Origin of the sequence: Methylobacter sp. BlB1, assembly GCF_015476545.1 — a bacterium.
In the GTDB taxonomy this organism is placed as follows: Bacteria; Pseudomonadota; Gammaproteobacteria; order Methylococcales; family Methylomonadaceae; genus Methylobacter.
This window is the reverse complement of sequence record NZ_JADMKV010000006.1, coordinates 63,490-85,352: the sequence shown is the minus strand read 5'-3', so window position 1 is coordinate 85,352 and position 21,863 is coordinate 63,490. Positions and strand designations below refer to the sequence as shown.

The window sequence follows — 21,863 nt, the reverse complement described above, 5'->3', positions numbered from 1 at the left end:
TCATAACTGAAAGGTGGCAGAGAGCGGGGCATGATCCGACAGCATGCGCCAGGGCAGCTGCCCCAGCCGACTACAGGAGACCGGCTCAAGCCCCCGGTAATAAATTCTATCCATTGGTAAAAAAGGCATCCAAGCCGGGAAAGTTCGGGCATGACGCCCATGTAGAGTCTGGAACACCTCTTTTAATTCCAGATGATCGTGGAAATGCCGCTCGATCAGCCCCATCCAGTCATTAAAGTCACCGGCTATGACTAATGGCGCATCATGCGGTATATGGCTGTCTATGCGGTTGCATAAAGTTTCGACCTGGCGCCGGCGTTCAGTGCCTATAAGGCCGAAATGAATGCAGACAATATGTACGGTTTTATTGGCCGCGGGAACTCGAATTACGCCGTGCAAAAGACTGCGGCTGGCCCAAGGATAGGGCGAAACATTCACATTCTCCCAGAATTCCAGATCATATTTGCTGAGAATGGCATTGCCGTGATGGCCTTCGCTGTAGATTGCGTTTTTGCCATAGGCATAATACGGCCAGCCGCCGTGGGCTAAAAATTCCGATTGTGAGGCGTCAGGCCAGTCCAATATCTTTTTCTTGTGCAGGCTGTGAGCGCCTTGTGTTTCCTGCAGGAACAGCAAATCCGCGCCTGCGTCAATCAGCGCGTCGCGTATCTGATGCAGAACAAAACGTCGATTGCCGATATTGAAGCCTTTGTGGATGTTATAAGTCATCACACGCAATTGGTTTTTGGTCATACAAACTTAAAAATTAAATACAATATCTGAACATTTACCCTGATTAAAACCAAAAATCAAGCCGGTATTGATGGGAGTCGGTTATATTCGAACTAACGCTGCTTTTATTGTCCAAGGCATTAATACTGAGGGGCTCGCGCAAAAAAATATTGAATTGATGTTATATGGCGTCTAAAGGCAGAGAAAACCAATGATTATGATGAGACAGGCTTTTTTTGTTTTCCTGGTGGTTTTGGCTTTCACGGTACAAGCCGAAGCAGATGACGACAGGCGGCAAAATAAAGCGGAAACTGTCATTCAGCTTGAGATTAATGGCGCGATAGGGCCTGCCATCAGCGACTATATCGGTAGGCATCTCGATAAAGCCGCCGAAGAAGGCGCGGCTTGTGTAATATTTCGCATGGATACGCCCGGCGGGCTGGATACCTCCATGCGCGACATCATCAAGAAAATCATAGCTTCACCGGTCCCAGTCGTCACTTATGTAGCGCCTGGCGGCGCCCGTGCCGCCAGCGCCGGCACTTATATTCTCTATGCCAGCCATGTTGCGGCCATGGCGCCGGGCACCAACCTGGGGGCGGCCACGCCAGTGCAAATGCCGGGCTTGGGTGGTTCTGAGGATGAAAAGAAGGATAAGGATGCCAAGGGCGCTAAAAAAGAAGCGCCGGCCATATCGGATCCTATGACTGCCAAGGCCGTCAATGATGCCATTGCCTATATACGGGGGCTGGCTCAGATGCGCGGCAGAAATGCCGATTGGGCCGAGCAGGCGGTGCGCACGGCAGCAAGCATCCCGGCTGAAGAAGCATTGGCTGAACGGGTTATAGATTTGGTTGCAGCCGATCAGGCTGATTTATTAAAGCAATTGCATGGCCGCAAAATCAATGTGCTGGGTCAGGAGCGGATATTGCTGACCGACGGGGCCGTGATAAAGAAAATAGGATTGGACTGGCGCGGCGAACTGCTGTCCGTTATTACTAATCCCAATATTGCCTATCTGCTGATGCTGATCGGCATTTACGGATTGATCTTCGAATTTTCCATTCCCGGTTCCGTCGTGCCGGGCACTATCGGCGGCATCTGTTTATTGCTCGCATTGTTCGCCTTTCAGTTATTGCCGATCAATTATGCCGGCATGGCGCTAATCCTCCTGGGCATTGCTTTGATGGCGGCGGAAGCCTTCATGCCCGGCGTCGGCATTCTTGGCTTTGGGGGATTGCTGGCTTTTGTTGTGGGCTCGGTGATTCTTATCGATACCGATCAGCCGGGATTCGGCATTAATCCGGCTATTATCGGCGCCGTTGCCCTGAGCAGCGCCGCGTTTTTTATTCTGGCCTTAGGGCTATTGTTCAAATCCAGGCAGGCGCCCGTTGTAAGTGGCAAGGAACAGCTAATAGGTGCGGCAGGCGTGGCGTTGGAGGACTTTACCGACCTTGGCATGATTCGTATTCATGGTGAAACCTGGCGTGCCCGTAGCGGCAGTCCGGTCAGTAAGAAACAGAGAGTGACAGTAACAGGTCTGGACGGCCTGACTTTATTGATTAGCCCGGTTAAAGAGGAGGCCGAGTAATGTTTGCATACTTCTGGTATATATTCATCAGCATTCTTTTAGCTATTTTAATCAGCGCTTTTAGAGTCCTGCGGGAATATGAGCGCGGCGTCATTTTCTTTCTCGGACGTTTTTATGGCGTTAAAGGTCCCGGATTGATTATCGTGATCCCATTGATTCAACAGATGGAACGCGTTGATTTACGTACCATTGTCATGGACGTGCCTTCCCAGGATGTGATCTCTCTGGACAACGTCTCCGTAAAAGTCAATGCCGTAGTCTATTTCAGGGTAATCGAGCCGGATAAAGCCATTATCCAGGTTGAGAATTTTCTTGAAGCGACTAGCCAGTTGGCCCAGACGACACTGCGCTCCGTACTGGGCCAGCACGAACTGGATGAAATGCTGGCGCAACGCGACCGCCTGAACATGGATATACAAACCATTTTGGATCAGCAGACCGATGCCTGGGGCATTAAAGTCGCCAATGTGGAAATCAAGCATGTCGACCTTGATGAAAGCATGATCCGGGCGATAGCCAAACAGGCCGAAGCCGAGCGTACCCGCCGGGCGAAAATCATTCATGCGGAAGGTGAAATGCAGGCATCGGAAAAACTGATGGCCGCGGCGAATATATTAGCTCAGCAACCACAAGCCATACAGCTTAGATATTTGCAAACCCTGACTGAAATTGCCGGAGATAAATCATCGACGATTGTCTTTCCGTTGCCGCTTGATATAGTGAATAATCTTATGAAACAGTAGAGTCAGAACTGACTTTATGCTTTCAACAGCTTAAAAACCCTGCCAGATATTTTTATCTTGGGCAGCCTTCCAGCTTATAAATTGCATAGCCTTGCGTGTCGATTTGCTGTCTTAAGTCGCCAGGGGCTTCCGCGCTGTGGCAAAAACAACAATTCTCCTGCGTGACGATCGCGTCTTCGTGGCCTATGCTTTGCAGCCATTCTTTGGCATAATTCAGCGCTTTTTCCTGGTCTTTCTCATCAAGAACCACATCAAAGTGCATAATCCTGCCTTTGGCTGTTTTTGCATAAGTGTCGAATACATGAGAGATAGGCATAACTTAAGTCCTGTAAAAAACCGGCGGCATAGCCGCCGGAACAATAACTACTAAATAGGATATTATGATTTTCCTGATGAATTGAAACTCCCGAAAGCCAGTATTCATGTTGCCTGGCGGCACACAACCAATGACTTTTATATCGGATGGCAAAGACTCTGGGAGATATTCTACTCAAATTTATTATGGTATCGATTCGATACGGGAGCAAGAATATGTTAAGATATCTTCCGTTGTCAACTTAATTAACGAATGTTTATATAGGTTCTATGGAAAAAGTTGATGTATTTGAGCTGATCGAACGGATGGCCGCGCTGATCCGTTCGGAAGAGCGTAAAAAATGTACGGAATTAGGCCTTCAGCCGGTGCATTTACAAGTGCTGGACTATTTATCGCGCTGCAACCGTTACAGCGATACGCCGGCCGCTGTAACCAATTATCTGGGTATGACCCGGGGGACTGTTTCGCAAACACTGCTATTGCTGGTGAAAAAAGGCTTTATAAAAAAGACGCCTGATGCCGATGACCGGCGCATGGTGCATCTTGGCCTTTTGCCCGATGGCGAAGCTACCCTGAAACAAGCCAGGCCTTCGGAATTATTCAATCAGGCTTCATCAATTTTGAGAGAGATTGATTTCAATATTCATGAGGAGGTTTTTGTTAAAGCGCTCTCGGCGTTGCAAAAAGCCAATAAATCGCAGTCCTTTGGTCTGTGCAAGACCTGTAAATATTTTACGGAAACTCCGGGAGGTTATAGGTGCGATTTAACCAAAGGACCGCTAAGCCAAAGCGATAGTGAAAAAATCTGCCAGGAGCATACTGTTTTATAAGCTGTGAGGGAGTTGAGTGCTGTAGCCCCGCCATGTTCTGTTAGTGCAGGATGTTGGGGAATTGAATTTTTGATAGGGCTGCTCCTGCTGCTAATTTTTACTGTTTCAGGACTTACGCAAGCCTGTGGGGCGACTTCGCCTAGAGCGCCTACTGTTGGTAGTCGCCTTTTATCTGAATGGGCGACTGAAGTCGCCCCCACAGGTTTTAAAACCACTTGTTTCGGCGGTTGAACAGGCAAACTGCTAAGTTCTGTGTTTAATGGTTTGTATTAGCCAGCCTTACTATTCTTTGTTCGTTGTATATAACTTTGCCATTCTCAATTTTGATAGCAGATTGATTTAGCAATAAGCCTAAAATGTTTGTTGCAATAGATGGCGTATCATTAAACTTACTCTTTATACTGTTGACAAGCGAGGCCTCTTTGGTCGGACGATTCTTGCTGTGCGATATTAAATGAGCGCAATAAGCGCTGAGTGGTCCATTGTTTTCACAGACTTTTGCTTGAATCTCTTCTTTCTTTTTACCTATACGTTCAGCAGAACGCTCCTGGCTAATTAAAAGCCTTACCACATGATCTAAATCGCTGTCATTGGACACAATAACAAAATGGGTTTCCTTAGGCAGGCTTTGCATGAGTACGCCAGCGAAAAAGCAGATTCCAAAATCAGCAGAGTTTTTGCCGCCGTTCTCCATTCTGACTATTTTCAGCTTATTGTTGTTGACTGCTGCCGATAATGTAATCAGCCAGTCCAGAGGAATTTTAGGCGTATGGTTCGCATAGCAAATCATGACTTGCTGAAAAGTCGACAAATCTTCTTGTAACTGTTCGATCTGGCTGGGGCAATTTTCAAGATCTATGAGTAAAACCTTGGGACGCAGGTTTGTTTGATGATTGTTATTTTCGGATTCGGTTGACATAAAATCCTTTTCTATCATGCCATTTTTGTATTTTGTTGGGTAAGAGATATTTTTTAGTGCTTTTGGCAGATAATTAACCTGAATTCGGAATAAGAAGAGAGAAACTGTAGGGTCGAATTCATTCGACCTGACGCCCGAGCTCGAGAGATAGAGCGAGCAGTTGCCGTGCGAATGCCTTGGGGCACAAGTGAATTCGCACTACACGAGCATCGGGTCGATTTATTAACATTTCTTCTAAGACTTAAGCCGAACCGAGGCTAATTATAGTTTAGTCTGAATATTTCGCCACGAAGTACGCGTAATATGCGAAGATTTTGAAATTCAAATACTTGTAAATATTGCCTGATGAGCTTCAAGGCGTTATAAGGAGATGATGGTAAACCCGTGATTTTCTTCAGGGGCTTTATGATTTCGGTGAAGTATTCGGATTAATGATGGGCACTTATTTTTCGGTGCCCACCATTAAACTATTCCACTGACTGATGATTAAACCAAAGCCCTGCCAATCTGCTCACCCAGTCTAACCGTCTTGCCGGCCTTGAATTCAGCATCCCACTGAATTTTATCCTTGCCGAACAAAACAATAATTGTGGAGCCCATATTGAAGCGGCCCATTTCTTCGCCGATTTTCAAAGTCAGAGCATCTTCATTGTATTGCCAGCTGCGCACGGAGGTTATGGTGGGCGGCGATACGACGCCGTGCCAGACAGTTTCAATGCTGGAGACAAAAATCGCGCCAACCAGCACCAGCGCCATTGGGCCCACCTCGGTGTCGAAGATAGCTGCGACGCGTTCGTTTCTGGCGAACAGACCCGGTACGGAATTGGTCGTGGCGGCATTGACGCTGAACAGACGGCCTGGAATGTGCACCATTTCTTTTAGCGTGCCGGACAATGGCATGTGCAGGCGGTGATAGTCTTTCGGCGACAGATAAATCGTCGTGAAGGAGCCGTTGTTAAACGGTTCGGCGCGCTCCGGGCTGCCGCCCAGCAGATCCGTGGCGGTAAAGCTTTTGCCCTTGGCCTGAAAGATATCGCCGTCAGTAATCGCGCCCGCCTGGCTGACGGCGCCGTCGGCAGGGCAGGCAATGGCGTTTCTGTCGGCGCAGAAAGTCCGGACGCCCGGCTTGAGCTCGCGTGTAAAGAAATGGTTAAAGCTTTTGAAGGCATTGATGTCCTGCTCCAGTGCTTCATCCATGTTGACGCCGTAATGTCTGATGATCTGTTTGATGAACAGGTTTTTCCAGATCCGGTTCTCAGAATGCGTCAGTACGCTCATCATCTGGGATAAGGTATGATGAGGCAGAGCGTATTGCGGTAATGTCGTCAGGGCTTCTTTTATGTTCATGAAGGTAGTGTCAGATATTTTGCGGCTTATTGCGCTTTGTCAGTCATTTCCGGAGCGATATTGCCGACGCATCATAAAGCGACGGCAATATCGCTAGTGTAATCAGATTCTTCCGATTAAGGCAGATGGACCAGTTCCGGCGCGCGCCAGTCTCTGTTTCTATGCTCTACGACGACGGTCGTATAAATGCCGCCCCGGACGTTGAATTCGGCGCGGATGCGCATGAAATTGGGCGATATGGCTCTGACGATGTCATTCAGGATTTCGTTGGTGACGGCTTCATGAAAAGCGCCTTGTTCGCGGAAAGACCACATATATAACTTCAGCGATTTCAATTCCACGCATAGCGCCGCCGGTACATATTCGATCGTGATCTTGGCGAAATCCGGCTGGCCGGTCTTAGGGCACAGGCAGGTGAATTCTGGAATGTCAATGCGTATCGTATAATCGCGGTCCCGTTGCGGGTTATCGAAAGTTTCTAGGTCTTTGCTGGGTCGTGTTGTCATCGTTGCTTGGTAGATAAAAGTAAATAAAAAAGTCGAAACTCAGCTGAATATCGTGAATAATAAGCGGTTATTTTAATTCAAATACAGGGATATTCATACCAGTTATGAAACTGGAAAAAATCAAGCTTTCAGGTTTCAAATCGTTTGTCGATCCGACGGTCATCCCGATCAACGGCAATCTGACGGCGATAGTCGGGCCTAATGGCTGCGGTAAATCCAATATTATTGATGCGGTGCGCTGGGTCATGGGCGAGAGCTCGGCCAAACATTTGCGCGGCGGCAGTATGACGGATGTGATTTTTAACGGCTCATCCGGGCGCAAACCGGTCAGCACGGCTTCGGTCGAACTGGTCTTTGACAACAGCGAAAGCAAGCTGGGCGGCGAGTATGCGCAATACGACACCATCGCCATCAAGCGCCAGGTCAGCCGCGACGGTCAATCCTTGTACATGCTGAACGGCTCGCGCTGCCGGCGCAAGGATATTACCGATATATTTCTGGGCACGGGGCTGGGCTCCCGCAGTTATGCCATCATCGAGCAGGGCACGATCTCGCGTATGGTGGAAGCCAAGCCCGAAGATTTGAGGATGCATATCGAAGAAGCGGCCGGCATCTCCAAATACAAGGAGCGGCGTAGCGAAACCGAAGCGCGCATGAAGCATACGCGCGAAAATCTGGAACGGCTGAGCGATCTACGCGAGGAAGTCGAGAAACAGCTCAAACATCTGCAAAAGCAGGCCGAAAAAGCCGAAAAATACACCGAACTCAAAAAGCAGGAACGCCAGTTCAGGCTGGAACTGCTGGCGATGCGCTGGAATGCTTATCATCAGGCCGCGCAACAGCTGGAAACAAGACTGCAGGACATTGCGGCCGAGCATAATCGCTTGTTCGTTCAGCTGCGCGATATCAATAACAGTTTGGAAGACAAGCGAGTAGAGCACAAGGTTCAGCAGCAGCATACCAACAGTTCGCAGGGCGAATATTATCAGGTTGTGGCGGAAGTCAGCGGTCTCGAACAGGCGATCAAGCACAATGAAATGAGCCATGAAGAAACCCAGCTGGAAATCAATCGCTCGCGTCAGCAGGCCGAGCAGGCGCTGAGTGAGCTTCAGGCCGATATGCAGCAGTTGGAAGAAATCAGACAGGCGCTGGAAGAGGCCGAAGAAGCGCTGATTGTTGCGGAGGAAAGGCAGGACGAGGTTGTGCAACTCCAGCAGGAATCGCAGCACCAGAGAACATCCTGGCAGCAGCAATGGGATGCCTACCGGACTGAAAGCGCGAAATATAAAGAACAGGCGGAAGTGCACCGTGTAAAAACCGTGCAGCTGGAAAACCAGAGCCGGCAATTGCAGACACGCCTCGATAAGTTGCACGGTGAGCGCGATGAGCTGTCATCGAGCCAGCTGCAAACCGATATCGAGACGCTGGATGCCGGCATCGAGCTGATTGAATCGCAGCGCGCCGATCTGCACAGTCAGCTGGAACAGCTTCATCAGCAAATTCGAGAGCAGCGGCAGCAGGTCAAGCACCTGCATGATGAACTGCATGCGCGCCGTTCGGAAATGCACAGCGTCAAAGGCAAGATCACATCGCTGGAATTGCTGCAGCAGCACGCCATGGGCAAGGACAATAAAAATCTGAGTGCCTGGCTGGAACAAATGAATCTGGTTAAAAATCAGCGTCTGGCCGAATTCCTGGAAGTGGAATCCGGCTGGGAAACGGCCGTGGAAACCGTGCTGGGCAGCTATCTGGAAGCGATCTGCATCGACAGCGCCGATCAAATCATCCCAGGCTTGCCGCATTTGGCAAACGAATCGTTGACACTTGTCGAAACGGGCCGCAGAAAACCGGCTGAAGCAGGCGCGCCATTTGTACGGTTGGTCGATAAAGTGAGGGCGCCGTGGGACTTAAGCGATCTGCTGTCCGGGGTTTACTGTGCCGATACGCTCGAAGCGGCAAGAAACTTGTCAGCCGAGATCAAACCTCATGAGTCGGTCATTGCGCCAGACGGGACCTGGTTCGGTCCGGGCTGGCTGAAAATCATCCGTACCAAGGACAGCAAAGCCGGCGTGTTGCAGCGCGAGAAAGAGTTGCGTCTGTTGAAACAGCGGCAGGAGTCGCTGCAGTTTGAAATCGCAGATTTCGAAGATCAGCTGGAAGCGACTGAGGCGAGCTTGAAAGAAGCGGAAGTCAATCGTGAAGCGATGCAACGTCAGGACAGCAGTCTCGGTTCGGAGCTATCGCTTAAAAATGCCGAATTCAGCGCCTATTCTGCACGCTGGGAACATCAGCAACGCAGGCTCGCCCAAATCAGCAGCGAAATAGAAGATATTGTCCATGAAAATACCGAAAACGCCGCGCTGATCGCAGAGTCCCGCTTACTGCAGGAAGAAGCCGAACAGGCTCTGGCAGAGCTGGAACAGAAAAGGCAAAGCCTGGATTTGCTGAATCAGGAGCTACAATCGCGGCAACATGACGCCGAACAGTCTGTCCATGAAGCCCGGCAGCAGGTCTACAGTATCAGGGCGCAGGTTGAATCGTTAAAGTCTTCGGAAAGCCTGACTGCCAGGCAGATTGAGCGACTGCAGATGCAGCATCAGCAATCGGTTGCGCGCATCGCCGAGCTGGAGAGAAAGTTACAGCAGACTCTGGCGCCGCTGGATGAAGAGAAAAAGCGACTGGAACAGCTCTATTTAAATAAGGACAAGCTGGAGGCAGATCTTAAAACGCAGCGTCAGGCCCAGGAAGAAATCGAATCGGTGATTGCGCAATTATCGGAAGAGCAGGTTCGAGCCCAAAGAGCGCTGGACATGCAAAAGGAGGCGCTTGATAAAATCCGCTTTGAACTGCAGGAAAGCAAGGTCCGTCAGCAGACAGTCAATGAACAGCTCAAGGAAATCGATGCCGATGCCGAGCAGGTGCTGAAAAATCTGTCCGAGCAGGCCGAAGAGCAAAGCTGGAAAAGAAAAGTCGATGATTTATCGGCTCAAATTGAGCGCTTGGGCACGATTAACCTGACGGCCATAGAAGAATACAAATCGCAGTCGGAACGCATGAATTTTCTTAATGAGCAGCATGCGGATCTGATGGAGGCTCTGCAAACGCTGGAGCAGGCAATCAGTAAAATTGACAAGGAAAGCCGACTGCGTTTTAAGGAAACTTTCGATAAAATCAACAACGGCTTGCAGGAAAAATTCCCTAAGTTGTTCGGAGGCGGCCAGGCCTATCTGGAACTGACTGAGCAGGATTTGCTGGAGACCGGCGTCAATATCATTGCTCGGCCTCCCGGCAAAAAGAACAGTTCCATTCATTTGCTGTCAGGCGGCGAGAAAGCATTGACAGCGGTAGCGCTGGTGTTTTCGATCTTTGAGCTCAATCCGGCGCCTTTCTGTTTGCTGGATGAGGTGGATGCGCCTTTGGATGATGCCAATGTCGGAAGATTTTCACGAATGGTTGAAGAAATGTCGGCATCTGTTCAGTTTTTATATATTTCCCATAACAAGGCCACGATGGAAATTGCAAAACAGTTGGCAGGTGTTACTATGAAAGAGCCGGGTGTCTCCCGGATGGTCGCGGTTGATATTGAAGAAGCAGTGAGTTTGGCGGAAAACTAATGGATAAAGAAATATTGAGAATTGTAATTATTGCAACCGGGTTGCTCGTCATAATCGGCATGTTGCTGTGGGCTTACATCAGAAACAGAAAAGCGCAGCATGACATGGAGGGGTATGAGGGTGAAGATATCTTGAAAGGCGCTGATGAAGCGCTGGCATTCCAAGAGGATGATGACGACTTTGATATTGCATCTTCCGATAAACGCGGCGCTCATGCGGCAAAATCAGCGCAATACGAAATTGATGACGATTATTATGAGTCGGATGACGAAGACTATGGCGAACCTCAGTCCCGCTTTGTCGCGCCCAAGATCATCCAGTTCAGCCTGATCGCCAGAGACGAGGAGGGCTTCAACGGCGTTGATCTGGTGAATGCGCTTGAAATGGTCGGCCTTGAATACGGCAGTCTGAAAATTTTTGAACGCCTGGATGCTAACCGGCTGGTCGATTTTGGCGTCGCCAGCATGGTTGAATCAGGCACTTTCCCGTCCAAGAATCTGGACACATTCTACACGCCGGGCATCGTGTTTTTTATGCAGCCTGAAGCGGTAGATAATGCGCAGGCTGTTTTTGACGATTATGTGCAAACAATTCAGTTATTGGCGGCGGAATTGAATGGCGTGATCCGGGATCATCAAAGACAGCCTTTGACCGAAGCTACAATTCAAATGATTCGGCAGAGTTTGTAAGCGCCGATGCTTAACAGTGAACAACTAAAAATCCTGCATGAAGCGGATTTGGATAAAGTGCTGTCACTCGAATTTATCGAGCAGACCGCCGCGCAGGCCGATGCCAGCCAGCTTACGGATGAGCAACTGCTTGAATTTTTGAAAATCTGCAATGCGTTATATCGCGGCGGCGAGCCAATCATTTCTGATTATATTTATGATTCGGTTTTTCTGGCCGAGCTGCAGCACCGGCATCCGCATCATCCTTATCTGGAAGCGGTCGAGCCGGAAAAAGCTTTTGTCGGCAAGACGGTCACTTTGCCAGAGAGAATGTTGTCCACTGACAAAGCCTACAGTCAGGAAGAGATTAACCGATGGCTGACACGCATTGAGAAGGCTGCTGAAGAAATCAATGTCGATCCTTTCTCATTGATTTTCAGAGCTACTCCAAAACTGGATGGTTATGCAGCTTATGATGACGGCAAAATCTTGTACACGCGTGGTGATGGGCGTAAAGGCACTGATATCAGCCGGGTTTTTGAACGCGGGCTGATCGTTGGCGGCAACGGCAAAAGAGGACAGGGAGCAGGTGAAATTGTTGTAGGCCAGGCCTATTTCAATACCTACCTGGCTGATTATTTCGAAAATGCCCGTAACTTCCAGGCCAGCATCATCCGGGAAAAAGAGCTGGAGCCGCATGCTCTGGAAGCCATACAGAATCACGCAGCGGTCTTTTATCCGTTTTCACAACTGCCCGACTGGTATGGATCTGCTACGGAAATTCGGACAAATTTCCATGATATTGTCGAAAAAGTCCATTATCTGGTTGATTATGATGTCGATGGCGTTATTTTTGAGGTAACGCATGATGCAGTAAAAAGGCATATGGGCGCAACACGGCATCATCATCGCTGGCAGATTGCCTATAAAAACAATATCGAGACAGCTATTGTCAAAGTATTAGAGGTTACGCCGCAAACTTCGCGTTCAGGGCGTGTCAATCCGGTTGCTGAACTGGAGCCTACAAGGCTCAGCGGCGCCATGATTTCCAGAGCAACCGCTCACCATTATGGAATGGTCAAGGCTCAAGGCATAGGCCCGGGCACTGTCATTGAGCTGACCCGTAGCGGCCTCGTTATACCCAAAATTGAACGCGTCATTACGCCGCAATCCCCGCAAATTCCCGATAAATGCCCCAGTTGCGGCAGCGAACTGGTCTGGGACAGCGATTATCTGTATTGTTTGAACACGACGCAATGCCCTGCACAAATTGAAAATACGATTGAGCATTTTTTCAGGACCTTGGCCAATGTCGACGGATTCGGCCTCAAAACGATCGAGAAACTGCATGCCGCAGGGATTAACTCGGTGCATGCGATTTATCGATTGAATTCAGATCAACTGCAGAGCATGGGATTCGGAGAGAAAACCGCTCAGAACTTATTGGATCAATTGCAGCGCAGCCGAACCGAAGCGATAGAAGACTGGCGTTTCCTGGGAGCATTCGGCATCTACAGAATGGGGCTGGGCAATTGTGAGCGGCTGCTGCAGCATTACCATCTGACGGATATCTTCAAATTAACGGTTGAGGATATCACCGCTATTGAAGGCTTCGCGGAAAAAACCGCCGTAGCGGTGGTCGAGTCTCTTAAAAAAGTCGAGCATGACTTTATGCAGATTTATCAATTAGGCTTCAATCTGATCCGTACCGCTTTGATAAGGGAGCAGTCGCAGACAAGTAGTCCGGTTGCAGGCAAGACAATCGTTTTTACCGGCACGATGCAGCATGGCAAGCGCGACGATATGAAAAAAGAGGCCAAGCGCCTGGGCGCCAAAGTTGCGGATTCAGTCACAGGAAAAACCGATTATCTGGTGACAGGCTCCGAGGTGGGCGCTTCAAAAGTCAACGCGGCTATGCAGAAAGGCGTCCGCGTGATCAGTGAAGAAGAGTATCTGGCCTTGGTAAGAGGATGATTTTCAGTTTGCATACCCAATAATATTTCTAATTCCAATCCTCAATTATAAGTCTTGGAATTGCATGCATAAATTAATCAAATAAGTTTTATTTTTGCATTGTGTCGTATTTTTGCAACACAGTTTATGTGTTCTTTTGCGTAATTTTTTGGCTGTTGCGCTTAAACTACACTTTATTATTTTTAAACAACGGTTATACTATCCCACAGGAAGAACTACTGGTCGAGCATCGGCATTTGGAGCAGTGCTAGCCGAATAGAAATTAACGTGCAAACGCAAATCAACATTTAAGGATTAAGTCTATGCAAACACAAGATGAAAATAAAAAACAAACGGCGCAAATGCATGAGTTGAGCGTTAAAACTGACGCTGGAATTGCAAATAAAAATGGTAAGATAAAAACACGTTTACTTGCGCTTGCATTATCAGGCATGAGCATTGTATCGGTTGCGCAGGCCGATGATACTCAAGATTACGACTCTACCGTTGATAAACGCTGGTATATTGCGCCTTTCGGTACTTTTATCAAAACCGGCGGTGATCGAGCTGCGAAAGATGGCTGGGGCGGCGGTATGGGCTTCGGCAAAATGTTGAATGAACATTTTAACATCGAGCTGAGAGGCTTTTATCAGGGCTTTGGCGGTTATTCCAATCCTACGACTGGACAAGGCGGACGTTGGGATCTGACCGGCGGCTCAGCTGATCTTCAATATTATTTCTTCCGCGATAAATTCTCGCCTTATGCAGTGGTTGGTTTAGGCGGCATGAACACCAGCGTTCTAGGCGATAGCGGTGCATCCATTACTGGCGAGACGGGTGTCGGTTTTACCTATGAACTGCACGACAACTTCTTGATCCGCAGCGATGTGCGCTACCGTTACAACAACAATTTCAATGCGCATTTGCTTCCCGGCACCGACGAGTACCATGACATGACAGTTAATGTTGGTTTCGTCATGCCGTTTGGCGCCAAGCCGAGATCTGCAGTGAAATCAGAAATACCTGTGGCTCCGCCGGTTGCGGCAGTTCCAGATTGTTCGACCCAGGATTCCGATGGCGACGGCGTCAACAATTGCCAGGACAAATGTCCTGATACGATGAAAGGCAGCAAAATTGATTTCAATGGCTGTCCAATGAGTATCGAACTGAAAGGCGTAAACTTCGAGCACAACTCAGCCCAGTTGACCGAAAATGCGAAAACTGTTCTGGATGGCGTCGCTGCGAATCTGATTGCCACGTCAGATAAAAAAGACATTGAAGTACAAGGTCATACCAGCAGCGAAGGAACCAGTGCTTATAACATGAAACTGTCGCAGAAACGCTCGCAAGCGGTTGCCAAATATCTCAAGAGCAAAGGTGTGACCAACAAATTATATGCTAAAGGTTACGGCGAAGACTTCCCTGTGGCTGACAACAGCACAGAAGAAGGCAAAGCTCAGAACCGTCGCGTTGAGTTAATCTGGATCGGCGATTAAATAAAGTCTTGAATTCGAAAGTTTAGTTGTCTTTCATGTAATAAAAAAACCCGCTGTTAAGGCGGGTTTTTTTTATTATTCGGGAAAATAAATTCTTCAGAGCCCACCTTCACGCACAAGCGCAGCAGCCGTCAACGCATAAACTCCAGGGATATTGATAGTGCTTCAACAGGCAGGTGCCCGGCTACTTCGGTAAATTAACGAAGTGCTCTTGGCTGAGGGCAGGACTGGTGATTTCCTTTAAATTGCCATTTTCGCCATAAATGAAGAACGCTTTCAAACCTTCCGCCGCGGCCAGCTGAGGCCCTTCTTTTTCACCCAGGCATAACAGCGCCGTGGACCAGGCATCGGCCCAGGTGGGGTCGTCGTGCAGCACGCTTACCGATAGGAGATGATGATCAACAGGCTTGCCGGTCGAAGGGGAGACAATGTGGGAATAGACTTTGCCGTCGCTCTCAAAGAAATTGCGGTAGCTGCCTGAAGTCATGATAGCCATAGCGCGGTCAGTCGGTACTTCGATAATGCGTTGCAGCTCATGCCGTCCTCCGGGCACCGGTTTTTCTATCGCCACACGCCAATGAGAGCCATCGGCTTTCTTGCCGCGTACTTTCATTTCACCGCCAATTTCCAGCAGGTAATTAGTGATGCCGCGGCTTTCCAGCAGGGTCGCCACTTGACCAACTGAATAGCCCTGGCCAATGGAGGAGAAATCGATCTGCATGGCGCCGTCTTTTTTGCGCAGGCGTCCGCCCTTGCTGTCGGCTTCGATCTTATCCAGGCCGACTTTGTTTTTAGCGGCGATAATTTCCTCATCACTGGGCATGCGCTCCTCGTGCTTGAAAAAACCCCAAGCTTCCAGCAACGGTTTGACGGTCAGGTCATAGCAACCGTGAGATTTGCCATGCACCACTTGGGCAATGCTGACCAATTCCGGCAGCGCCGGCGAAACCGTCACCCAGTCAGTGCCTTGCTGCTGATTGAAACGGGATGCTTCCGAGTCATCCCGATAGTTGGAAAGCTGCAGGTCGATTTTCGCCAGCAGTGCATCGATTTCTCGATGCACTGCGCTGGCATCAGTATTTTCGGCCGGGACGAACTTGATATGATAGCTGGTGCCCTGAGCCAGTCCTTCCAGTTCAAGCTCGCCAGGCGCGTTTCCGCAGCCGGCCAGCGATAAAGTCAAGATCAGGTTAAGAATGTATTTCATGGCGTGCACTCAAACTAAATATCAGATTCGTATTTACCCGGCAGAACGGCAGCATGGTTCCGTCTCAGAGAAAGTCACCAAGACTACTTGCTGACTTGCGCAATCCAGTCTTGCAGATTGTAGTAGTTGGTAATACGCGCGACTTTGTTATCGCGGATTTCAAAAAAAGCGCCGGCCGGCAGGCGATATTTCTGGCCTTTTGCTTCAGGCAAGCCTTCGTCGGTTTTCAGGTATTCGCCCAATACGACAAATTCAGCTGCGGCGCGGGTGCCGTCCGCAGTTGCCATGATCACCATATCGACGAGCTCTTCTTTGTAACTGTTGTTCATGCCGCCCATGAACTGCTTGAATGCATCCTTGCCGATTTCGCGTCTGCCTTGGTTAATGTCATGGATGACATCGTCAGTGAGCAGGTTTAGAAAAGTATCCATGTCTCCTTTGTTGAAAGCGGCATAATATTGTTCTATCAGTTTAATGCTGTCTTGGTTCATAGTGATCCTATCGGTCAAGTTAAAAATGCCGCCTATTTTATAATTAAACCGCGTTTTTGACTTATTATTTTGCAATAAATTAGTTTTGATTAATGATTGGCAGGAGTTTTGATATGGCTCGGCAAACCGATTTGCAGCCCGTTGCCGGCGGCGGTTTATTGGATCGGCGTTTGTTTTTAAAGCGCGGACTATCTTTTTCGGTCGCTGTCGCTTTAGCGCCTGAAGCTTTAGCTAGCGATGAGGAACGTTTGCCGTGGATGCAGAAACCGGGCGAGCCTTTTTCCAATTACGGCCAGCCCTCTTTGCATGAGCGCAAAACCATCCGCTGGACCATGGGCAACAGCATGGCGCCCGGCAATGGAGTTTCGTGGACGCCGCTACAGGACCTGGAAGGCATCATCACGCCCAGCGGGCTGCATTTTGAGCGTCATCATAACGGCGTGCCGCAGATTGATCCCGATAAACATCAGCTGCTGATTCACGGCCTGGTGAGCAAGGCGCTGATCTTCGATATGCAAACACTGCTGCGTTATCCGATGCAGTCCTGCTACTCGTTCGTGGAATGCGGAGGCAACAGCAACGCGGGGTGGCGCGATGAACCCATTCAGACCGCCGTTGGCTATTTTCATGGCATGGCTTCGTGCAGTGAGTGGACGGGCGTTCCTTTACGGACACTGCTTGATGAAGCCAAAGTCAAGGGCAGGGCAAAATGGCTGATAGCAGAAGGCGCCGATGCCGCTGTCATGAATATCAGTATCCCTCTGGAAAAAGCGCTCGACGATTGTCTGCTGGCTATCTACCAAAACGGCGAGCGCATCAGGCCGGAGAACGGCTATCCCTTGCGCCTGATCGTGCCGGGTTGGGAAGGCGTGCTGAACGTCAAATGGCTGAGGCGCCTGCATGTCACTAACAGGCCGACCATGGCTCGAAATGAAACGGCGAAATATACCGAGCTGTTGCCTTCCGGAAAATCGCGACAGTTTACTTTTGTTATGGAGGCCAAATCGCTGATAACCAATCCATCATTCGGCCACAAGCTCGATAGGAAAGGTTTATACCAGATCAGCGGCCTGGCCTGGAGCGGCCGCGGCAAAATCGTCAAGGTTGAAGTCTCGGCGGACGGCGGCCAGACCTGGGCCGAGGCGCAACTTCAGGAGCCGGTGCTATCTAAATGTTTTACGCGGTTCAGGATTCCCTGGCAGTGGGATGGCGAGAAAACCATATTAAAAAGCCGGGCCATTGATGAGACAGGCTATGTGCAGCCGGAGCGCGATGCGTTGATCGCCCAGCGCGGCCGGCACGGCTATTTTCATTACAACGCCATTGTCAGCTGGGAAATATCGCCGGAAGGGAGCGTCAGCCATGTTTATGCGTAATTTGCTGTTCTGTTTTTGCTTATTGCTCTGTCATGCAGCACAGTCGGCGAATGTCGGCCCCAATCTGGGCAAGCCTGCGCCCGAGAATCTGGTTAAGAGCTGGAACATCGATGTTTTCCCCGATGGGGAAGGGCTCCCTGAAGGCAGCGGCAATGCCGTCAAAGGCAAACAGGTTTACGAAGCTTATTGCCTGTCTTGCCATGGCGTCGAAGGCTCAGGCGGCAGCGCTGACGAACTGGCCGGTGCCCGGCATTCATTGACCGATAATCCTCCCGATAAGACGATTGGTACCTATTGGCCTTATGCGACGACAATTTTCGATTTCACACGCCGGGCGATGCCATTGGATGCGCCTGGCAGTTTGAGCCATGATCAATTGTATGCCGTCACTGCCTATCTGCTCTATCTGAATGGGATTATCACGGAGATTGATGTCATGAATGCCCAAACATTGCCTAAAGTTCAAATGCCGAATAGAGACGGATTCATACGAGATTGGCTACCTCAAAAATAAGCGGTTCTAATAAATTGCCCGCTTCGTTATGTTTCGCTCTGGATGAATAGAATAAAGTTTGAATCGCATAAATTCGCCAGGGAAGAACTGATGATTAAATTCTTGACTTGTGGCGTCTAGAATATAAACTTGGTTTTATTTTTAAAAATAAAAGCTTATTACATGAAATTTAAGTAAATTTCATTACGTTTTCCTTCGTGGCGGCTTAGTTATTGCGTTAAGAAAAATAATCATAAATTAAGGAGAGGAGTATGAAAAAATATATTGCTGAATTCTTCGGGACATTCTGGCTTGTCCTCGGCGGATGTGGCAGTGCGGTACTGTCTGCGGCATTCCCTGATCTTGGTATTGGCTTTCTTGGGGTTGCGCTGGCTTTCGGTTTGACAGTGCTGACCATGGCTTACGCAATCGGGCATATTTCCGGCTGTCATCTGAATCCTGCTGTTTCCATCGGGCTCTGGGCTGGAGGTCGTTTTCCCGCAAGCCAATTACTGCCTTACATCGCGGCGCAAGTCTTAGGTGCTATTGTAGCTGGAGGCATCCTTTATCTGATTGCCAGCGGCAAAGCAGGGTTTGATGTTTCGGCAGGCTTCGCTTCCAATGGATATGCGGAGCATTCGCCTGGCAGCTATTCTCTGTTAGCAGCTTTAGTCACGGAAGTCGTGATGACGATGATGTTTCTGCTCGTCATCCTCGGTGCGACAGATATACGGGCACCACAGGGCTTGGCACCCATCGCTATCGGTTTTTGTCTTACTTTGATTCACTTGATCAGCATTCCGGTCACCAATACTTCAGTAAATCCTGCACGTAGCACAGGCGTTGCAATTTATGTCGGGGATTGGGCGGTTGCTCAGCTATGGCTGTTTTGGCTGGCTCCTATCATTGGTGCGCTGCTGGGTGCAGTAATCTATCGTTTTATTGGCAGTACGGAAGATTAAAAGATTTAATGTCCAGCAATGGCTTCAACGACGCTATGCGTCGCTGAAGCTGCTTCTAGTTCAGCAAGCTTAAAAAATCCTAATCATGCTTTTACGGATGGCTGTCTTAGTTGAACTGATTAAATTCAGCTTGACTTGGTCCTTGTGCAGTTTATTGAGTAATGTGCCGGTTAGTCGGGCAACAATTCCAAATCCATGATTTTTCTTCTTGAGATCATTGGGAATATAGTTACTGGAAATCTCTGGCCTGATGAGGTGTTTTTATTAAGAATACGACAAACAGAACAAATGCCGGTGAGGCTTTTTGTGCAGAATTGAATAGTTTGAAAAATGCTTTATTGTTTGTCTTGTTATTGATACAGCCATCCAGCCAGAATAGCCTGTAGCATAAGGATGAAATAATCTGAGCCGTAAAGTTTTGTAATTTGCCCGGCAACGTAAGCAATCTTTAAATTTGCATGAAAAATTAGTGCACATCTTTGGGGCCGGTCGTCCCATAATGTCGGGCTTCAATCTTTTGATTAACGGATTTTATAAGAAAGAAAATGAACCAAAAATTATCATTGAAACAATCAAGACTCATTGCCGTTCTGGCTGGAGCATTGATTATTTCCATAGCTGTCTCTGTGTTTTTTTACAGTCGGCAAGATGGTCAAGATTCGGCATTTTTGTCGCAAAACCTGTCTGCCGTGCCTGATCATACAGCAGCCTTGAGCGAGTTATTCGGCATTCCCGATTCAGGCGGGAAGGTCAGAATTTCGGCTAATGAATTGAGCAGCATCTGGTTTGAACAATCATTCAGCTTAGGCAACGATGAGCTTCATGTCATTTTCACGAAAACTCAGGAAATCGACCCACAATCCGGCGCGATCGTCAAAGCGCATGCTCAGGGCGTCAAAGTGGGCGCAATCACTTATAAGCAGGTAGATGGACAATGGCAGGCCGTATCGAGACAACCAAAGTTTGGCGATTTTGGGGAATGGGGCGATGTCCCGGAAGTGAAACAAGCTGAAATACTTCAACTGTCGCCCGAAAATATTGCATTTATGATTGATGCCGGAGGCGGCATGGGCGGGTTTTTCGAATCAGGAAAGGCGCTGTTCGCCTACTCGAAAGACAGCTGGCGCGATCTTGGCTATGTTCAAACAAATGCGGATAATTCCGGCGCCTGTGATGAGGCGCCCTCTGATGAAGGCGGTTCGATACCCTGTTGGCGTTATACAGGAACTCTATCCATCGTTCCTGGCGAGAATGCCGAATATCCTGATTTGCTGGTCACCCGCACCGGCACTGAAAGTGGAGAAAACGGCGTTTCCATAGTTCCCGCCAAAAATGTGACTTACGTTTTTAACGGTGAGAAATATGTTGATGCTTCAAAACTATAAGGAACGAAAAAAAATGGTGCGGCTTGGGCAATATGCTCTTGCCTGTCTTTAATGGAATATAAGGGAAAAAATCCATGTACATACCGAAGCATTTTGATGAGCCCAGAATCGAAGTCATGCATGATCTGATTCGGGCCCGGCCACTTGCTACGCTGGTTACGCTGTCCGCAAGCGGACTGAATGCAAATCACATCCCGCTGCTCGTGTCGGCAGAGCCGGCGCCGTTCGGAGTCTTGCGCGGCCATGTCGCCCGTTCCAATCCCATGTGGTTCGATCTGGCAAAAGATGTTGAGGTGCTGGCTATATTTCATGGTCCGGATGCTTACATTACCCCATCCTGGTACGCTTCCAAGCAGGAGACCGGAAAAGTGGTGCCTACCTGGAATTATGCTGTTGTTCATGCTTACGGCAGGCTGCGTGTTATTGATGATGCCTCATGGCTACGTTCCCAGCTCGAGGCGCTGACCACACATAACGAAGCGGTTTTCTCCGAACAATGGGCCGTATCGGATGCGCCTTATGAGTATACGGAAAAGCTGATCGAGGCGATCGTCGGCATTGAAATTACCGTTACAAAACTGTCAGGCAAATGGAAAGTGAGCCAGAATCAGCCGGAGCGGAATCAGGCCAGCGTCATTTCAGGGTTGAAGGCGTGCGACACCTCTGATGCCGCATCCATGGCAACACTGATAGAGACTTTCGCCAAAAACGCGAGTTGATCCTTCATACACATCTCTTTGAACACCTGAATTTCAAGGCGGCGGTTGTACAATAGGTGCCGGATGAGATCGAAAGACTCATGTCCGGCTCTGTAAAGTTGATAAGCGACAAAATTTCCGAGATTAAAAATCTTAAGCAGAACATTCGTAAGCTGAGCTGCTGTGCTGTAAAAACCATCATGGCGCGCAGCGTCATGCCGGACTTATCAATCTAATCTATGACCCCATGGGTTAAAAAATCTTGAACAAAAATTTCCCGCATCAGTCACATCTTGCATAAATGGTTCAAGCGTTTAATCTCGAGGAAGAGGTTTTCGTCCTGTTTCTATCAGGTTCTGCTCAATAATCCGTCAGAGAGGAGATGCCCCATGAAAAAACAGTTTTTTTCTCATAATCACATTTATAGCAATACTTTTTCCTATTAATCTTCACACTGATCACGCTAAAGCGAACGAAGTGTTCATCGAAGCCAACCATCAAAACCAATCCGATTGAAGTTTCGCATCGTAACACTA

19 protein-coding genes are annotated in these 21,863 nt (G+C 48.8%); 12 read left to right on the top strand and 7 right to left on the bottom strand.

Going from position 1 to position 21,863, the window contains the following annotated elements; all coding sequences use genetic code 11:
• The gene (locus tag IT781_RS04255; protein ID WP_194968894.1) at positions 1–753 is read right to left on the bottom strand and encodes an endonuclease/exonuclease/phosphatase family protein; all 753 of its coding nucleotides are present in this window, start codon (positions 751–753) and stop codon (positions 1–3) included.
• Positions 754–943: 190 nt separating this feature from the next.
• Between IT781_RS04255 and IT781_RS04250 the strand changes: the two genes are divergently transcribed.
• Both IT781_RS04250 and IT781_RS04245 read left to right on the top strand, forming a co-directional pair.
• Entirely contained in the window at positions 944–2,323 is a 1,380-nt protein-coding gene (locus IT781_RS04250; RefSeq protein ID WP_194968893.1) for a nodulation protein NfeD, read from the top strand.
• Complete coding sequence (locus IT781_RS04245) at positions 2,323–3,066, top strand: slipin family protein (RefSeq protein WP_194968892.1); 744 nt, start codon at positions 2,323–2,325, stop codon at positions 3,064–3,066. The genes IT781_RS04250 and IT781_RS04245 overlap by 1 nt, the downstream gene beginning before the upstream one ends.
• A 52-nt stretch (positions 3,067–3,118) precedes the next feature.
• On the opposite strand, the gene IT781_RS04240 is transcribed toward IT781_RS04245, so the two are convergent.
• Positions 3,119–3,382: a DUF2024 family protein gene (locus IT781_RS04240; RefSeq protein ID WP_194968891.1), complete on the bottom strand. Its 264-nt coding sequence runs from the start codon at positions 3,380–3,382 to the stop codon at positions 3,119–3,121.
• Positions 3,383–3,651: 269 nt separating this feature from the next.
• On the opposite strand from IT781_RS04240, the gene IT781_RS04235 reads away from it, so the two are divergent.
• Entirely contained in the window at positions 3,652–4,212 is a 561-nt protein-coding gene (locus IT781_RS04235) for a MarR family winged helix-turn-helix transcriptional regulator (RefSeq protein ID WP_194968890.1), read from the top strand.
• Between the two features lie 256 nt (positions 4,213–4,468).
• Here the strand turns inward: IT781_RS04235 and IT781_RS04230 are convergent, their stop codons facing one another.
• The 3 genes from IT781_RS04230 to queF form a co-directional block, all read right to left on the bottom strand.
• Complete coding sequence (locus tag IT781_RS04230; protein ID WP_228778910.1) at positions 4,469–5,149, bottom strand: PIN domain-containing protein; 681 nt, start codon at positions 5,147–5,149, stop codon at positions 4,469–4,471.
• Between the two features lie 468 nt (positions 5,150–5,617).
• Complete coding sequence (gene asd / locus IT781_RS04225; protein ID WP_194968889.1) at positions 5,618–6,478, bottom strand: archaetidylserine decarboxylase; 861 nt, start codon at positions 6,476–6,478, stop codon at positions 5,618–5,620.
• A gap of 116 nt (positions 6,479–6,594) precedes the next feature.
• Positions 6,595–6,984 (bottom strand): preQ(1) synthase, encoded by a 390-nt coding sequence (gene queF / locus IT781_RS04220; protein WP_194968888.1) that lies wholly within the window; start codon positions 6,982–6,984, stop codon positions 6,595–6,597.
• Positions 6,985–7,088: 104 nt separating this feature from the next.
• Between queF and smc the strand changes: the two genes are divergently transcribed.
• From smc to IT781_RS04200, 4 genes are all read left to right on the top strand, one after another.
• A complete protein-coding gene (smc, locus tag IT781_RS04215) occupies positions 7,089–10,598 on the top strand; it encodes a chromosome segregation protein SMC (protein WP_194968887.1) in 3,510 nt (1,169 codons plus the stop codon).
• Complete coding sequence (locus IT781_RS04210) at positions 10,598–11,287, top strand: cell division protein ZipA C-terminal FtsZ-binding domain-containing protein (RefSeq protein WP_194968886.1); 690 nt, start codon at positions 10,598–10,600, stop codon at positions 11,285–11,287. The genes smc and IT781_RS04210 overlap by 1 nt, the downstream gene beginning before the upstream one ends.
• Before the next feature lie 6 nt (positions 11,288–11,293).
• The gene (locus IT781_RS04205) at positions 11,294–13,240 is read left to right on the top strand and encodes a helix-hairpin-helix domain-containing protein (protein WP_194968885.1); all 1,947 of its coding nucleotides are present in this window, start codon (positions 11,294–11,296) and stop codon (positions 13,238–13,240) included.
• A 302-nt stretch (positions 13,241–13,542) separates the two neighbouring features.
• On the top strand, positions 13,543–14,715 hold the full coding sequence (locus IT781_RS04200; RefSeq protein WP_228778909.1) for an OmpA family protein: 1,173 nt from the start codon (positions 13,543–13,545) through the stop codon (positions 14,713–14,715).
• Between the two features lie 184 nt (positions 14,716–14,899).
• On the opposite strand, the gene IT781_RS04195 is transcribed toward IT781_RS04200, so the two are convergent.
• Both IT781_RS04195 and IT781_RS04190 read right to left on the bottom strand, forming a co-directional pair.
• Entirely contained in the window at positions 14,900–15,922 is a 1,023-nt protein-coding gene (locus IT781_RS04195; protein ID WP_194968884.1) for an FAD:protein FMN transferase, read from the bottom strand.
• Positions 15,923–16,005: 83 nt separating this feature from the next.
• Positions 16,006–16,413: a ketosteroid isomerase-related protein gene (locus IT781_RS04190; protein WP_194968883.1), complete on the bottom strand. Its 408-nt coding sequence runs from the start codon at positions 16,411–16,413 to the stop codon at positions 16,006–16,008.
• A 113-nt stretch (positions 16,414–16,526) separates the two neighbouring features.
• Here IT781_RS04190 and soxC point away from each other — a divergent pair, with 113 nt between their 5' ends.
• From soxC to IT781_RS04165, 5 genes are all read left to right on the top strand, one after another.
• Positions 16,527–17,789, top strand: coding sequence for a sulfite dehydrogenase (gene soxC, locus IT781_RS04185; RefSeq protein ID WP_194968882.1), 1,263 nt, complete (start codon positions 16,527–16,529; stop codon positions 17,787–17,789).
• The gene (locus tag IT781_RS04180; RefSeq protein WP_228778908.1) at positions 17,776–18,303 is read left to right on the top strand and encodes a c-type cytochrome; all 528 of its coding nucleotides are present in this window, start codon (positions 17,776–17,778) and stop codon (positions 18,301–18,303) included. Before soxC ends, IT781_RS04180 begins: the two co-directional genes overlap by 14 nt.
• A gap of 251 nt (positions 18,304–18,554) precedes the next feature.
• Positions 18,555–19,244: an aquaporin Z gene (gene aqpZ, locus IT781_RS04175; protein ID WP_194968881.1), complete on the top strand. Its 690-nt coding sequence runs from the start codon at positions 18,555–18,557 to the stop codon at positions 19,242–19,244.
• A 770-nt stretch (positions 19,245–20,014) separates the two neighbouring features.
• Positions 20,015–20,629, top strand: a complete 615-nt coding sequence (locus IT781_RS04170) for a hypothetical protein (RefSeq protein WP_194968880.1) — start codon at positions 20,015–20,017, stop codon at positions 20,627–20,629.
• Between the two features lie 74 nt (positions 20,630–20,703).
• Positions 20,704–21,348, top strand: a complete 645-nt coding sequence (locus IT781_RS04165) for an FMN-binding negative transcriptional regulator (RefSeq protein ID WP_194968879.1) — start codon at positions 20,704–20,706, stop codon at positions 21,346–21,348.
• Positions 21,349–21,863 lie beyond the last annotated feature (515 nt).

Coding starts and splice junctions, on each gene's coding strand:
- IT781_RS04255 (WP_194968894.1), bottom strand. CDS start 753: ATGACCAAAAACCAATTGCGTGTGATGACTTATAACATCCACAAAGGC.
- IT781_RS04250 (WP_194968893.1), top strand. CDS start 944: ATGATTATGATGAGACAGGCTTTTTTTGTTTTCCTGGTGGTTTTGGCT.
- IT781_RS04245 (WP_194968892.1), top strand. CDS start 2,323: ATGTTTGCATACTTCTGGTATATATTCATCAGCATTCTTTTAGCTATT.
- IT781_RS04240 (WP_194968891.1), bottom strand. CDS start 3,382: ATGCCTATCTCTCATGTATTCGACACTTATGCAAAAACAGCCAAAGGC.
- IT781_RS04235 (WP_194968890.1), top strand. CDS start 3,652: ATGGAAAAAGTTGATGTATTTGAGCTGATCGAACGGATGGCCGCGCTG.
- IT781_RS04230 (WP_228778910.1), bottom strand. CDS start 5,149: ATGATAGAAAAGGATTTTATGTCAACCGAATCCGAAAATAACAATCAT.
- asd (WP_194968889.1), bottom strand. CDS start 6,478: ATGAACATAAAAGAAGCCCTGACGACATTACCGCAATACGCTCTGCCT.
- queF (WP_194968888.1), bottom strand. CDS start 6,984: ATGACAACACGACCCAGCAAAGACCTAGAAACTTTCGATAACCCGCAA.
- smc (WP_194968887.1), top strand. CDS start 7,089: ATGAAACTGGAAAAAATCAAGCTTTCAGGTTTCAAATCGTTTGTCGAT.
- IT781_RS04210 (WP_194968886.1), top strand. CDS start 10,598: ATGGATAAAGAAATATTGAGAATTGTAATTATTGCAACCGGGTTGCTC.
- IT781_RS04205 (WP_194968885.1), top strand. CDS start 11,294: ATGCTTAACAGTGAACAACTAAAAATCCTGCATGAAGCGGATTTGGAT.
- IT781_RS04200 (WP_228778909.1), top strand. CDS start 13,543: ATGCAAACACAAGATGAAAATAAAAAACAAACGGCGCAAATGCATGAG.
- IT781_RS04195 (WP_194968884.1), bottom strand. CDS start 15,922: ATGAAATACATTCTTAACCTGATCTTGACTTTATCGCTGGCCGGCTGC.
- IT781_RS04190 (WP_194968883.1), bottom strand. CDS start 16,413: ATGAACCAAGACAGCATTAAACTGATAGAACAATATTATGCCGCTTTC.
- soxC (WP_194968882.1), top strand. CDS start 16,527: ATGGCTCGGCAAACCGATTTGCAGCCCGTTGCCGGCGGCGGTTTATTG.
- IT781_RS04180 (WP_228778908.1), top strand. CDS start 17,776: ATGTTTATGCGTAATTTGCTGTTCTGTTTTTGCTTATTGCTCTGTCAT.
- aqpZ (WP_194968881.1), top strand. CDS start 18,555: ATGAAAAAATATATTGCTGAATTCTTCGGGACATTCTGGCTTGTCCTC.
- IT781_RS04165 (WP_194968879.1), top strand. CDS start 20,704: ATGTACATACCGAAGCATTTTGATGAGCCCAGAATCGAAGTCATGCAT.